The 12,406-nt window shown below is 47.3% G+C and carries 14 protein-coding genes and 1 other RNA gene; 7 read left to right on the top strand and 8 right to left on the bottom strand.

All coding sequences use genetic code 11. From position 1 onward, the window contains the following. Window positions 1-1,436: hypothetical protein (locus EVX52_RS22030; RefSeq protein ID WP_205952703.1), on the top strand; the 1,436-nt coding region annotated here is incomplete at its 5' end. 220 nt (window positions 1,437-1,656) lie between these two features. Here EVX52_RS22030 and EVX52_RS22025 read toward each other — a convergent pair. The 3 genes from EVX52_RS22025 to smpB all read right to left on the bottom strand — a co-directional run bounded on the left by EVX52_RS22025 (window position 1,657) and on the right by smpB (window position 3,838). Then, window positions 1,657-2,841, bottom strand: coding sequence for an integrase domain-containing protein (locus EVX52_RS22025; protein WP_129992123.1), 1,185 nt, complete (start codon window positions 2,839-2,841; stop codon window positions 1,657-1,659). 101 nt (window positions 2,842-2,942) lie between these two features. Further along, window positions 2,943-3,306: a transfer-messenger RNA gene (gene ssrA / locus EVX52_RS22020) on the bottom strand. 49 nt (window positions 3,307-3,355) lie between these two features. After that, window positions 3,356-3,838, bottom strand: a complete 483-nt coding sequence (gene smpB / locus EVX52_RS22015; protein ID WP_129952915.1) for an SsrA-binding protein SmpB — start codon at window positions 3,836-3,838, stop codon at window positions 3,356-3,358. A 156-nt stretch (window positions 3,839-3,994) separates the two neighbouring features. Here smpB and EVX52_RS22010 point away from each other — a divergent pair, with 156 nt between their 5' ends. Together EVX52_RS22010 and EVX52_RS22005 are read left to right on the top strand one after the other, a co-directional pair. Then, on the top strand, window positions 3,995-4,429 hold the full coding sequence (locus EVX52_RS22010; RefSeq protein WP_120506496.1) for a type II toxin-antitoxin system RatA family toxin: 435 nt from the start codon (window positions 3,995-3,997) through the stop codon (window positions 4,427-4,429). After that, window positions 4,422-4,706 (top strand): RnfH family protein, encoded by a 285-nt coding sequence (locus tag EVX52_RS22005; protein WP_129952914.1) that lies wholly within the window; start codon window positions 4,422-4,424, stop codon window positions 4,704-4,706. Before EVX52_RS22010 ends, EVX52_RS22005 begins: the two co-directional genes overlap by 8 nt. Before the next feature lie 77 nt (window positions 4,707-4,783). Here the strand turns inward: EVX52_RS22005 and bamE are convergent, their stop codons facing one another. The 3 genes from bamE to nadK all read right to left on the bottom strand — a co-directional run bounded on the left by bamE (window position 4,784) and on the right by nadK (window position 7,877). Beyond that, a complete protein-coding gene (bamE, locus tag EVX52_RS22000) occupies window positions 4,784-5,128 on the bottom strand; it encodes an outer membrane protein assembly factor BamE (RefSeq protein ID WP_037040188.1) in 345 nt (114 codons plus the stop codon). Between the two features lie 112 nt (window positions 5,129-5,240). Beyond that, window positions 5,241-6,902: a DNA repair protein RecN gene (recN, locus tag EVX52_RS21995; protein ID WP_165385195.1), complete on the bottom strand. Its 1,662-nt coding sequence runs from the start codon at window positions 6,900-6,902 to the stop codon at window positions 5,241-5,243. A gap of 96 nt (window positions 6,903-6,998) precedes the next feature. Beyond that, window positions 6,999-7,877 carry an NAD(+) kinase gene (nadK, locus tag EVX52_RS21990; protein ID WP_129952912.1) on the bottom strand — a complete coding sequence of 293 codons (879 nt, stop codon included), beginning with the start codon at window positions 7,875-7,877 and terminating at the stop codon, window positions 6,999-7,001. 137 nt (window positions 7,878-8,014) lie between these two features. Here nadK and grpE point away from each other — a divergent pair, with 137 nt between their 5' ends. Then, window positions 8,015-8,602 (top strand): nucleotide exchange factor GrpE, encoded by a 588-nt coding sequence (grpE, locus tag EVX52_RS21985; RefSeq protein WP_129952911.1) that lies wholly within the window; start codon window positions 8,015-8,017, stop codon window positions 8,600-8,602. Between the two features lie 56 nt (window positions 8,603-8,658). Here the strand turns inward: grpE and ung are convergent, their stop codons facing one another. Further along, window positions 8,659-9,339, bottom strand: coding sequence for a uracil-DNA glycosylase (gene ung / locus EVX52_RS21980; protein ID WP_129992121.1), 681 nt, complete (start codon window positions 9,337-9,339; stop codon window positions 8,659-8,661). On the opposite strand from ung, the gene EVX52_RS21975 reads away from it, so the two are divergent. Beyond that, on the top strand, window positions 9,332-9,559 hold the full coding sequence (locus EVX52_RS21975) for a hypothetical protein (RefSeq protein ID WP_129992120.1): 228 nt from the start codon (window positions 9,332-9,334) through the stop codon (window positions 9,557-9,559). The genes ung and EVX52_RS21975 overlap by 8 nt on opposite strands. A gap of 118 nt (window positions 9,560-9,677) precedes the next feature. After that, window positions 9,678-10,061 carry an autonomous glycyl radical cofactor GrcA gene (gene grcA / locus EVX52_RS21970; protein ID WP_129952908.1) on the top strand — a complete coding sequence of 128 codons (384 nt, stop codon included), beginning with the start codon at window positions 9,678-9,680 and terminating at the stop codon, window positions 10,059-10,061. A gap of 88 nt (window positions 10,062-10,149) precedes the next feature. On the opposite strand, the gene srmB is transcribed toward grcA, so the two are convergent. Continuing rightward, a complete protein-coding gene (srmB, locus tag EVX52_RS21965) occupies window positions 10,150-11,478 on the bottom strand; it encodes an ATP-dependent RNA helicase SrmB (protein ID WP_129992119.1) in 1,329 nt (442 codons plus the stop codon). Window positions 11,479-11,634: 156 nt separating this feature from the next. Between srmB and EVX52_RS21960 the strand changes: the two genes are divergently transcribed. Next, on the top strand, window positions 11,635-12,381 hold the full coding sequence (locus EVX52_RS21960; protein ID WP_129992118.1) for a tRNA1(Val) (adenine(37)-N6)-methyltransferase: 747 nt from the start codon (window positions 11,635-11,637) through the stop codon (window positions 12,379-12,381). Window positions 12,382-12,406: the final 25 nt, after the last annotated feature.

The following is a 12,406-nucleotide window of genomic DNA, read 5'->3' as shown; positions in this document are numbered from 1 at the left end:
GCTTCAGCCTCGCGGAGGATACTGATGATCTGTTCGTCGGAAAAACGCTTCTTCATGGGGATGTCCTCATGTGGCTTATGAAGACATTACTAACATCGTGGTGTATTAATCAACGGGGAGCAGGTCATGTGCTCCATTTCTGGGGGAAGTTTTTCGGCCAGGATTCGGAACATCTAAGCATTAAGTATCTTACTCTAGATGGAGATAAGGATGATGTAATTGAAAAAATATTAGAAATGCAGAGACTTGTTATAACGACAATGATAATGCGTTATGAGTCAGTAATAAAAAATGACAGAACATCATCTGAATATAATGATCTTATTGAGATTATTGGGAAATGGGTCAATTTATCATTTGTTTCTAATGAGTATTTTAATCCAAAGTTATATCAAGTTTTATTCCTAGTATACAAAAAAGATTACCAATTTAAACTTGACGAGCAAAATATAAGGAATCTTAATAGAGGAGATGCATACGGTGTAACCGAGGGTAGTTTTAAAATAAAATCTTTAGTATTTATTTTATTGTTTGGTGAAGCATGTAACTCTGGAAGTAATATGTCTTTGAAGTTTTTATATAACATTAAAGAAGCCAGTTTTATAAGTGAATTTAGATCATATGATTTTGAAAAAATGAAGGCAGCTGTTGATTCATCTTCAATAGAAGAAATTATTTTAAGTCTAGGTGCCGATGAAAAAAGCCTAGAAAAATCTAAAGTGGATTTAAAGTCGTATATCTCTGAGTTTGAGAAGATTAAAAAAGAAGAGGTTGTGGATGCTATACAGCACGCTATAATAAAAAAAGAGTTAGTGGAAAAGCTTGAGAGCGAAATAAATAGTTATTTTAGTAATTGGCTTGCTAGGAAGTTTTCAGTACAAACTAGTAATCTAGTGGTCGATGGGAAATTAAGGGTTTTGCCATTGCTTGTTGAGAAGAGACAATTTATCGAGCCATTAGATGGTGTTTCTTATATTCTAAGTGGGAATGTTTACGGTGAATATCTTTGTGACTACTTCAATAGGATTTTAATTAGGAGTTTGAGGGTTATTCAAGATAATGTGGTAAATATCAATAAGGTAGATGATTTCCTCAAGGAAGGTGGTTATATACTTATTTTTAACAAAAGAAATGGTGTGACATTCCCATATACACTATATAAAGGTGTCTCATTTTTCATAAATACTAATTATTCTAATTTAGAGCAAGGTGTTTACTTTGTACCTAAGAGAAATGTAATTTTATCAAGGGTTGTTAGTGCAGAGTGTTCTGTTTACATCGGAGTGAATGAAAACTCTGAAAAGACTATACCCGACAGCCAACATGAGGAATTTAAAGTAAAACTGAACATTTATCCTAACCTTAATATCAAAACTGTTAACATTGAGGAAGTGAGATTTATTAGTTTAGAATCAGTGTTGAGATTTTACAGCTGACATTATTTTCTTTATTTTCTTTATTTTTTATATATCTGGTAGCGGGGTTTGAACTATTTATCGTACGTATTGTTCAAGCCTGTAATCGTGATTTTTGTATTAGCTTAGTGAAAATATATAAATACAATCGCTTATCTTAACGAATAAGGGATTGTATTTAATTTGATAGTCTATTATGCAAAGTTTCAAATAATGAATATGTTTTTATTCATAGCATTATTTAATGTTTTTGGGAGACTAAACTCCCCCACCAGGACATCAATTCACGACGATGCTCGAGATAGGTTGACCGATTATAAGCTTTCCTAACTTCATTCTTATCACTATGTACAAGCGCTGCCTCGATTACGTCAGCATTAAATCCGGCTTCATTCATAGCTGTGCTGGCTATAGAACGTAAACCATGAGCAACAAGCTTTCCACCATATTCGATACGTTTTAAGGCTGCATTTGCAGTCTGGCTATTCATTGGCTTACGTCGATCATTTCGGCTTGGAAAAACGTACTGACGATTCCCACTAATTGGGCGCATGATTTCAAGCAGTTCTAAGGCCTGTTCTGACAGAGGGACGATATGGTCGCGTTTTGCCTTCATTCGCTCTGCCGGAATACACCATTGCTTATTCTCAATATCGATTTCTGACCAGGCTGTTGCCGATGCTTCGGCAGGGCGTATTAGCGTCAGTAACTGCCATTCAAGCAGGCAGCGCGTTGGTATCGATAAGTTGCTCATAGAAATGGTGCGCATTAGCTTGGGAAGTTCTTCGGGGCGTATTGTGGGCATGTGTTGCTTCTTCGGGCGTTCGAAAGCATTACCTATACCTGAAGCTGGATTTGCCTCAATTAACCCAACATTGACGGCATAAATCATTATCTCATTTATGCGTTGCACTAAACGCCTGACCGTCTCCAATGCTCCCCGCGCTTTGATTGGTTCTAACACCTGGATCAAGGCGCGTGCTTTCAGCTCCTGAACAGGAACATTTTCAATACTGGGCAGGATGTCTTTCTCAATAGAACGCCAGATATCTTTAGCATGGTCAGGGCTGACGTGACTTTGTTTCAGCTCGAACCATTTACGTGCAACATTAACGAAAATGCTTTCCTGAGCGATTTGGAGCTTCTCAGCTTCTTCCCCAGCTCTTGCTTGTGGATCAATTCCTTTGACTAACATCGCAAGCTTCTCTGCACGCACTTCTCTGGCATCAGCCAGTGAAAGGGCAGGATAAGCGCCGAGGCTAATCATGGTGCGTTTTGAAGTGCCAGGCACCTGGTAGCGAAAGCGCCAAATTTTCTTGCCGGTGGTTTTGACCAGGAGAAAGAGCCCGTCGCCGTCATGCAATGTGAGGTCTTTCTCTGCGGCTTTGGCTTTTTGTACTTCAACAGACGCCGGTTTTAGACAGATCTTCTCGGACTTCTACAGACACAAAAAAGCCCGCAAACCTAGAAGGGATGCGGGCTTTCAGGACTTCTCCGGACTTATCTGGTAATAACCGGATCATTATTTGGTGGAGCTGGGGGGATTTGAACCCCCGTCCGAAATTACTACACCGTCGGCACTACATGCTTAGTCCAATCTTTACATTCGCCGGTTAGCTGCGGATGGACACGCCACTAACAAACTATCCTGATTGGGTTTAACGCTTTCACCCCAGGCAAGGTGTCCACGCGATCTCTTTTAGGTTTGACCTCTCTTGATCCCCGTCCTAAGAGCGGAGGCTAGGGAGAGAGGGCTCTGAGCAGGGTATTAAGCTGCTAGGGCGTAGTTTTCGTCGTTTGCGACTATTTTTTTGCGGCTTTTTACGAGGCCAACCGCCCCTCGGCATGCTCCTTGGGCTTCGCAAATCCCGTCGAATCCAGAATCAGCCCCAAGTACTGTTGTGCAGTATATCAGAAAAACACCATGCGAAGCCAGAGGCTTAGCGGTTTGCATTCTTCATGATACGTGCTTTGTCTACTTTCCATTCACGATCTTTGATGTCATCGCGCTTGTCGTGCTCTTTCTTACCTTTCGCCAGGCCAATTTTTACTTTGGACCAGGCGTTTTTCCAGTACATAGAAAGCGCGACGACGGTGTAACCATCGCGGCTGACCTTGCCGAACAACGTTTCCAGCTCACGTTTTTTCAGCAACAGTTTTCTTGTGCGTGTCGGGTCACAGACGATATGACTCGACGCCACATTGAGAGGTTGAATGGTTGCGCCAAAAAGAAAGGCTTCACCGTCGCGGAATGTGACATAGCTGTCAGTGATGTTTGCTTTACCAGCACGCATCGATTTGACTTCCCATCCCTGCAAAGCAAGCCCCGCCTCGATTTCATCTTCAATGAAATATTCATGGCGAGCGCGTTTGTTCATCGCGATAGTCGCGGAACCGGGTTTATGTGCTTTTTTCTTTGTCATAGTGACACTTATTATACTGTAAGCGATGCCGATTGAAATCCCCACGCAGTCAGAGTCGGATGTTTTTCCTGTTTGTGGCGCCCTGTGCTTCGTAGTTTTTATTACCGCGTGGATAAATGGTATTATCTGTACGTTTTATGACACCTGGGAAATGATATGCCACAGATAAGTCGTTCTGCGCTTGTGCCGTTCAGCGTGGAACAGATGTACACCTTAGTGAATGATGTCGATGCTTACCCGCAATTTCTGCCCGGTTGTACCGGCAGCCGCATTCTGGAAAACAGCGATTCGTCGATGACCGCAGCGGTTGATGTTTCCAAAGCAGGCATCAGTAAAACTTTTACTACCAAAAATACGTTAATCAGCAATAAACGTATTGATATGCAACTGGTGGATGGCCCGTTTCGTAAACTGACCGGCGGATGGGATTTCATCGAACTTAGCCCGGACGCCTGCAAAGTTCAGCTCAGCCTTGATTTTGAATTTACAAATAAATTGATTGAGTTAGCCTTCGGTAAAATCTTCAAAGAACTGGCTGGCAGCATGGTTCAGGCCTTCACGTTGCGCGCGAAAGAGGTCTACAGTGTCTGAGATCAGCGTTGAAGTGGTCTACGCTTTACCGGAACGCCAGTATCTGCGAACGGTAAAACTGGCAGAGGGGAGCAGCGTCGAGCAGGCTGTGAAGGCTTCCGGTTTACTTGAACTGCGTCAGGATATCGATCTAAAACAGAACAAGCTAGGTATCTACAGCCGGCCGGTGAAGCTTGCGGATACAGTCAATGATGGTGATCGCGTTGAAATTTATCGGCCCCTGATTGCCGATCCGAAAGAGTTAAGGCGTATACGCGCCGAACGTTCTAAAAAATAAGGCGCCTCAGGCGCCTTATTTTTTTACCCTGAAAGATGATTTTTGGCGGTAACCAGAGACCATCACACCGGGGCGATTTATTTTTGATCGCTCAACTTCGGTTTGTTGTCGATGTTGGTCAGCGTATCAGACTCGTTGAAGGTCAGCGTTAATGTCTGCTGAGTGACACCTTCATGGCCTGGTTCCTGACGGAACACGTAATACCAAACATTACTGCCAAACGGGTCATGCAACATCGGCGTGCCGAGAACATAAGCAACTTGTTGTTTAGTCATACCGGTATGAATTTTTTGAACATCAGCAGGAGAGAGGTAGTTCCCCTGATTGATGTCAGGCCGATAAACCACCTTTTCCAGAGTGGAACAGCCCGCAGTAAGCATTACAAGAGCTACAGCGGCGGCAGTTAGCGTTTTACAGCGCATAGTCATTACATTCCTTTAGGGCATAAGATGCCGATGATAATAGACCTTTCATCAGTTTGAAACCTTTGCGGAGCACCTGTATGACCGCTGAACTGTAAAAAAGTTGAGCTTTTTACGCTGCGAGTAACTCTTTTGCGTTGGCCAGCGTGTTTCGGGTTACTTCACTTCCGCCCAGCAGACGTGCCAGTTCCTGCAAACGCGCCTTCTTATCAAGGCGATTCATTTGGGTTTCAGTCACTTCACCGTCTGTTTCTTTGCTGACAAAATAATGCTGATGACCACAACCTGCAACCTGCGGTAAGTGAGTGACGCACATCACTTGCGTTGATTCGCCTAACTGACGCAACAGACGACCGACGATCGCAGCCGTCGGGCCGCTGATACCGACATCTACTTCATCAAAGATCAGCGCCGGCGTTTCCATTTTCTGCGCCGTGATCACCTGAATAGCCAGCGCAATACGCGACAATTCGCCACCGGAGGCTACTTTTGCGAGAGCCTGAAGCGGCTGCCCCGGGTTGGTGGTGACCTGGAACTCGAGGCGATCTGCCCCTTCCATATTTAAATGTTCGGGTTCGAACTGAACCTGAATCTTAAATTTACCGTGTGGCATGGAGAGCGCCTGCATACTTTGCGTAATCAGATGCGTGAGCTCATCGGCAAAATACTGCCGTTTTTCATGCAGCTGCTCAGCAATAGCCACGGCTTGTTGATAATGGTGCTGTACGGCTTCACTCAGTTCAGCCTGATTGGTTTCCTGATCATCAAGCGCCTGCTGCTCCTCGAGCAACTGACGATGTAGTTCAGGGAGTTCTTCAGCACTGACATGATGTTTACGGGCCAGATTCATCTGGCGGGACAGGCGCTGCTCCAGCTCGAATAAACGGTTTGGATCCATATCCAGACGTTCGCTGTAATGACGTAATTCATCGCTGGCCTCACTGACCTGAATAGACGCGTCGTCAAGCATGATGATCAGGTCATTCATTTTGCTGTCGAGCTCAGCCAGTTCAGCCAACTGATGACGAGCGCTGTAGAGCAGACTGACAATATTCTGTTCTTCACCGTCTGCCAGCAAATAAAGCGCATTTTGGCTCAGGGAAAGCAGTTGTCCGCTGTTAGCCAGGCGTTTGTATTCTTCATCAATTTGCTCATATTCCCCTGCCTGGGGAGCAAATTCATTCAGCTCTTTCAACTGGTATTGCAACAACTGACGGCGCGATTCTCGCTCAGTCATCTGTTGCTGATATTGTGCCAGCTGACGGCAGCTCTGATGCCAGTTTTGGTAAGCCTTGCGCATTTCTGATAGCAATAAGGGCTGATCGGAATAAGCGTCGAGTAAATCTTTCTGATGCTCAGGTTTGAGCAGAAGCTGATGAGCGTGTTGTCCGTGAATTTGGATCAAATGCTGACCCAGTTCACGTAGCTGTGACAGGGGGACGGGCGTGCCATTGATAAAGCCGCGCGAACGGCCATCGCTGCTGATAGTCCGGCGTAAGAGACAATCCAGCCCTTCATCAAGCTGATTTTCAGTCAGCCAGTATTTCGCCGAAGGAGTATCCGCTAAGGTGAATCGCGCACAGATATCCGCACGGCTGGCACCGAGGCGTACCATACTGCCATCCGCACGATTGCCCAGACACAACCCGAGCGCGTCGATAGCGATGGACTTACCGGCACCTGTTTCACCGGTGATTGCTGTCATACCAGCATGAAAATCGATTTCTAATTCGCGGACAATGGCAAAGTTACTGATAGTTAATTGCGCCAGCATGATCACCTTCCTGTACATAACAACAGACCTGTAATTACATACAGTATAAACTGGTTTTATATACAGTAAAGAGGCTGGCGAATTATTTTTATCCGATCAGAAAAGTTTTTTCGACCACCCAAGTTTTGTACTTAATGTATTGAAATAACTGTAGTCTTTAGGATGGATCAGATTCAGGTGAAACTCGCTGCGGCGGATAATCACTTCTTCACCCGGCTGTATCGGCAGGGCGATCTGGCTGTCACAGCTGATTTCAAGGTCATTGCTCATGTGCGAAAACCGCAGGCAAATGGTGCTGCTGCTGTTGATGACCAGCGGGCGCGCCGAGAGCGTATGCGGGAACATCGGCACCAGCGCGATCGCTTCTAAAGTGGGTGTCAGGATCGGACCGCCCCCTGAGAGCGAATAAGCGGTAGAACCGGTTGGTGTGGAAATGATCAGGCCATCAGAGCGCTGGGAAAAAGCGAATTTGTCGTCGATATAAACTTCAAATTCAATCATATGCGCCACTTTCCCCGGATGGAGGACCACTTCATTGATGGCGGTGCTTACGCGACATTGCTGATCTTTGCAGCGCACCATCGCTTCCAGCAGAAAGCGTTGCTCGCTGATGTATTCGCCCTGCAGCACGTCATCGAGTTGTTGCAAAGCGTTATCCGGATCCAGATCGGTCAGAAAACCGAGATTTCCCCGGTTAATGCCAATGACTTTTATGTCATAGCGGGCCAGCACGCGAGCCGCACCCAGCATATTACCGTCACCGCCGACGACCACGGCTAAATCTGCCAGTTTGCCGATCTCAGCCAGGCTCCCCGTCTGTGCGCCTTCCAGGGCTAAATCTTGCGCCACCTGACGTTCGACGATCACCTGATAACCTTTTGAGATTAACCAGTGGTAAAGCATTTCATGGGTGGCAAGTGCGGAAGGATGGCGGGGGTGTCCGACAATCCCAATGCACTCAAATTTTTTATTCATCGCTGTGGTTATCCTCAGCAGGGTGTGATGACTCCTGCATTATGACCGGTTTCATTAAAAACCAAACCTTGAAACCCCGGTTTTGATCCCCATAATAAGCCAACTAGCAAGATTAATGCTAAAACGCGGAGAGATTCATGAGTAGTAAAGAACATAAGACACCTGACGAGCAAGTCTCTGAAGAACTGAAGCAGGAACAAGAGCTGCATACGGAAGCGGAAACTCAGGCGGCAGATGTCGTTGACCCCCGCGATGAACGTATTGCTGAATTGGAAGCGCAGCTGAAAGAACTTCAGCAGCGTGAGCGTGACAGCCTGCTGCGGGCGAAAGCGGAGGTGGAAAATATCCGCCGTCGTACCGAGATGGATATTGAGAAAGCGCATAAGTTCGCGCTGGAGAAATTCTCCGGCGAACTGTTACCGGTAATCGATAATCTGGAACGTGCGCTGGATCTGGCTGATAAATCGAATGCAGAACTGGCGGGTCTGATTGAAGGCGTCGAGCTGACCCTGAAATCCCTGCTGGATGCTGTCCGCAAGTTCGGTATGGAAGTAGTGGCAGATATCCATGTGCCATTCAATCCTGAACTGCACCAGGCGATGACCATGATGGAATCCGAAGAGCTGGAACCTAATCACGTAATGATGGTGATGCAGAAGGGTTACACGCTGAACGGCCGTCTGTTGCGTCCGGCCATGGTGGCGGTTTCTAAAGCCAAAGCCTGATTCTGTTTCACGCAGACTGAGATAATGAAAGAGGCACCTTTGCGGGTGCCTCTTTTTTATTCCGGTAATCTCGGCACCCAGTCAATGGGTGCCAGCCCCTGGGCCACCAGTAAGGCATTCGCCTGCGAGAAATGTTTACATCCCAGAAAACCCCGGTGTGCAGAAAGCGGAGAAGGGTGGGGTGCCTTCAAAATATGATGGCGGTTGCGGTCAATAATATTGCCTTTTTTCTGCGCATGAGAGCCCCAGAGCAAGAAGACGACCCCTTCACGGTTTTCATTGAGCTCGGCAATCACCTTGTCAGTGAATGTTTCCCAGCCCAGTTTGGCATGTGAATGTGCTTTACCTTCTTCTACAGTCAGCACGGTATTGAGCAACAAGACGCCCTGATCTGCCCAGCTCTGCAAATAGCCATGAGAAGGCCGTTCGAAGCCGGGAATATCGGTCATCAGTTCTTTATAGATATTCACTAAAGAAGGGGGAGCGGGAATGCCCGGGCGAACGGAAAACGATAAACCATGCGCCTGATTAGGGCCGTGGTAAGGATCCTGACCCAAAATAACGACTTTAACGTCTGCCAGTTCGGTAGAACGGAAGGCATTAAACACATCCTGTTGTGGCGGATAAATGGTTTTACCTGCCGCGCGTTCGGCAGCGACAAACTTCAGCGTATCAACGAAGTAGGGTTGTTCTTTTTCCTGACCGAGTACGTCATGCCAGGTGAGAGTAGTGGACATTAACGCTCTCCTTGTGAAGGTAATTTTAACTGACTGTAGCTTACCTGCTCATCCTGATGAGTTAAACCCGTGCGCGCTTTTGCTGCTATTTATGTGCAGCTTAATGTTCTATGCAAATTTTTTTGATAATTTACAAAATAATTTAATCTGGCATCTTGGAAAAATTGATATAAAACATAAATATGCTGCGAGTGAGAAATACCCACAAGGAAAAGATTGATATTTATCAAAGAACACGGGGGTGCTCTGCTGTTATATCTGATAACAGGAAAACAGGTTGTCGTTCAAACCTTACGCCAATCAATTAACAGTATCGTAGCCAACAACGGAGGCAACATATGATCACCGGGATCCAAATTACTAAAAGCAACAATGAAGCGCTGAAAAACTCTTTCTGGCTGCTCGATGATGAAAAAGCGCAAGCACGCTGCGTTTGTGCAAAAGCGGGTTTTGCGGAAGATCAGATCGTCGCTGTCAGCGATCTTGGCCAGTTTGAATACCGTGAAGTGCCGATGGAAATCCAACCGACTGTGCGTGTGGAAGGGGGTCAGCACCTGAATGTTAACGTACTGCGCCGTGAAACGCTGGAAGATGCGGTTAAGCATCCGGAAAAATATCCGCAACTGACTATTCGTGTGTCTGGTTATGCGGTGCGTTTTAACTCACTGACTGCTGAGCAGCAGCGTGACGTGATTACCCGTACTTTCACTGAAAGCCTGTAATCGCTCCTGAGTTTTAAGTTTTGAGCTATAAAAAAACCGCCTCCGTTCACACGGGGCGGTTTTTCTTTGCATCCAGCCAGGCCGATATCTATTTAGCGGCGTCTTTTACCGCGTCAGGTTTAACGCGGCGTTTGCCGACGTTTTTGCTGTCACGATGGCGAACTTTAACTTTCACCTTCGACTTTTCCTGTGCCGCTTTTAGTTTTTCTTTGCGTTTCGCCAGCACTTTCTTCGACGGCTTACCGGTGACTTTTTCGCTCGGGGCTTTGGTTTTAGGACGGAATTCGTCCAGCACACGGGCTTTCAGCGGCTCGTTAAGGTAACGGCCAATCTTACCGAGTAGCAGATGGTCATGTGCTTCCACGAAGGAAATCGCAGTACCTTTGCGACCGGCACGACCTGTTCGTCCGATACGGTGCAGATAGATATCAGCGGTCAGCGGCAGATCAAAGTTGAAGACGTGGCTGATATCGTTGATATCCAGGCCGCGGGCTGCAATGTCGGTCGCAACGAGGACGTTAACGCGGTCTTCAACCATACGTTTGACGGCTTCGGTACGTTTCACCTGTACCATTTCGCCTTCGAGATAACAGGAGTTAATCCCTGCCTGACGCAGCCAGGCAACCAACTCATGCACGCGTTCACGCTTGCGCACGAAGATCACGGATTTCGTGACATCTTCCTGTTTCAGCAAATGGATCAGCATCTGGGTTTTATGTGCTACATCGTCGGCACGATAATACCATTGCAGAATTTTTTTGCGTTCGCGACGTGACGGGTCGGCTTCGATTTCTACCGGCTCAGTCAGGATGCGCTCTGCGAATTCACGGATGGCTTCCCCTTCCAGCGTTGCGGAGAACAGCAACGTCTGTTTGCGCCAGCGTGCTTCAGCAGAAATCGTTTCTATATCCTGAGCAAACCCCATATCCAGCATGCGGTCGGCTTCATCAAGGATCAGGGTTTCGATTGCGCGGCAGTCAAAATTTTCTTCTTTAATGTATTGCAGCAAACGACCGGTGGTCGCCACAACGATGTCCTGGTTTTCGCTGAACACTTCGGCGTGGTTCATATAAGCCACGCCGCCGGTGATGGTGGCGATATCCAGTTCGGTATGTTTGGCTAACTCACGCGCTTGTTCAGCAACCTGCATAGCAAGTTCACGGGTTGGCGTGAGGATCAGAATTCGTGGCGGACCCGATTTCTTACGCGGGAAATCCAGCAAATGCTGCAATGCAGGCAGCAGGAATGCCGCTGTTTTGCCGGTGCCGGTAGGAGCCGAACCCAACACATCGCGTCCGTCCATTGCTGGCGGAATGGCCTCTGCCTGAATGACAGTAGGACGGCTATAGCCTTTGTCGCCAAGGGCTTCAATCAGGCGTTCATCGAGTTCGAGTTCGGAAAAAGTGGTTACAGTCATGGTCTACCTCTACTTGGGGCGCCGATTATAGACGTGTTAGACGCGATCTTCACCTATTTAAGCGGTTTGCGTGGCTTTTACTCTGCTTCTCTTTACCCTATGCTACGACAGTTTTCGTTCCCGGCCCTGTTGGCTGGCGTTATTACGGTGAAATGAGTGACAAAAGAAGTCGGTTCTGCAAAAACTTTACGGCGTAACGGATTTACCTTTAAACAATTTTTCGTTGCGCATGACCGTTGTGCGATGAAAGTAGGTACCGACGGTGTTCTGCTCGGTGCCACGGCGCCGGTCAGCCAGGCACGGCGCGTGCTCGATATTGGCTGTGGCAGCGGTCTGATTGCCATGATGCTGGCGCAACGCAGTCAGGCTCAAACCCGTATTGATGCCGTCGAACTGGAACCTTCCGCCGCCGCGCAGGCTGATGAGAATTTCCGCGAATCAGTCTGGGCGACGAGGCTGGCGGTGTATGCGCAAGATATCACTGCGTATGCCGCAGAGCATCCGTCTGAATACGATCTGATTGTCAGTAATCCGCCTTACTTTGAATCGGCGGTGGCCTGCCGCGATGCAGCCCGCAATGCGGCCCGTTACACCGAAACTCTGACGCACGACACATTGCTGGAATGCGCGAAAAATCTGATCACGCCAGAGGGATTGTTCTGCGTTGTTTTACCGTACGACATCGGGCTGGCGTTTGAAACCCTGGCTCACCGGCAAGGTTGGTTCAGCGCATGGCGGATGGCCGTACGCGATCGGCCGGGAAAACCGCTAAACCGGTTACTGCTCACCTTATCAAGGCAATCCGTTGAACGGGTTGATGAGGAACTGGCGCTGCGAAAATCGGAAGGTGTCTACAGTGAAGCTTTTTGTGCGCTGATTACTGATTTTTATCTGAATTATTAGCGGATGTCTGAGCTTTTAAAAGTGC

The organism is Rahnella sp. CFA14(1/10) (assembly GCF_004195095.1).
In the GTDB taxonomy this organism is placed as follows: Bacteria; Pseudomonadota; Gammaproteobacteria; order Enterobacterales; family Enterobacteriaceae; genus Rahnella; species Rahnella perminowiae.
This window is presented reverse-complemented; position numbering and strand designations above follow the sequence as displayed.

Bases quoted from the DNA above. Each gene is read 5' to 3' on its own strand.
- smpB (WP_129952915.1), bottom strand. From the start codon at position 3,838: ATGACAAAGAAAAAAGCACATAAACCCGGTTCCGCGACTATCGCGATG.
- EVX52_RS22010 (WP_120506496.1), top strand. From the start codon at position 3,995: ATGCCACAGATAAGTCGTTCTGCGCTTGTGCCGTTCAGCGTGGAACAG.
- bamE (WP_037040188.1), bottom strand. From the start codon at position 5,128: ATGCGCTGTAAAACGCTAACTGCCGCCGCTGTAGCTCTTGTAATGCTT.
- recN (WP_165385195.1), bottom strand. From the start codon at position 6,902: ATGCTGGCGCAATTAACTATCAGTAACTTTGCCATTGTCCGCGAATTA.
- nadK (WP_129952912.1), bottom strand. From the start codon at position 7,877: ATGAATAAAAAATTTGAGTGCATTGGGATTGTCGGACACCCCCGCCAT.
- grpE (WP_129952911.1), top strand. From the start codon at position 8,015: ATGAGTAGTAAAGAACATAAGACACCTGACGAGCAAGTCTCTGAAGAA.
- ung (WP_129992121.1), bottom strand. From the start codon at position 9,339: ATGTCCACTACTCTCACCTGGCATGACGTACTCGGTCAGGAAAAAGAA.
- grcA (WP_129952908.1), top strand. From the start codon at position 9,678: ATGATCACCGGGATCCAAATTACTAAAAGCAACAATGAAGCGCTGAAA.
- srmB (WP_129992119.1), bottom strand. From the start codon at position 11,478: ATGACTGTAACCACTTTTTCCGAACTCGAACTCGATGAACGCCTGATT.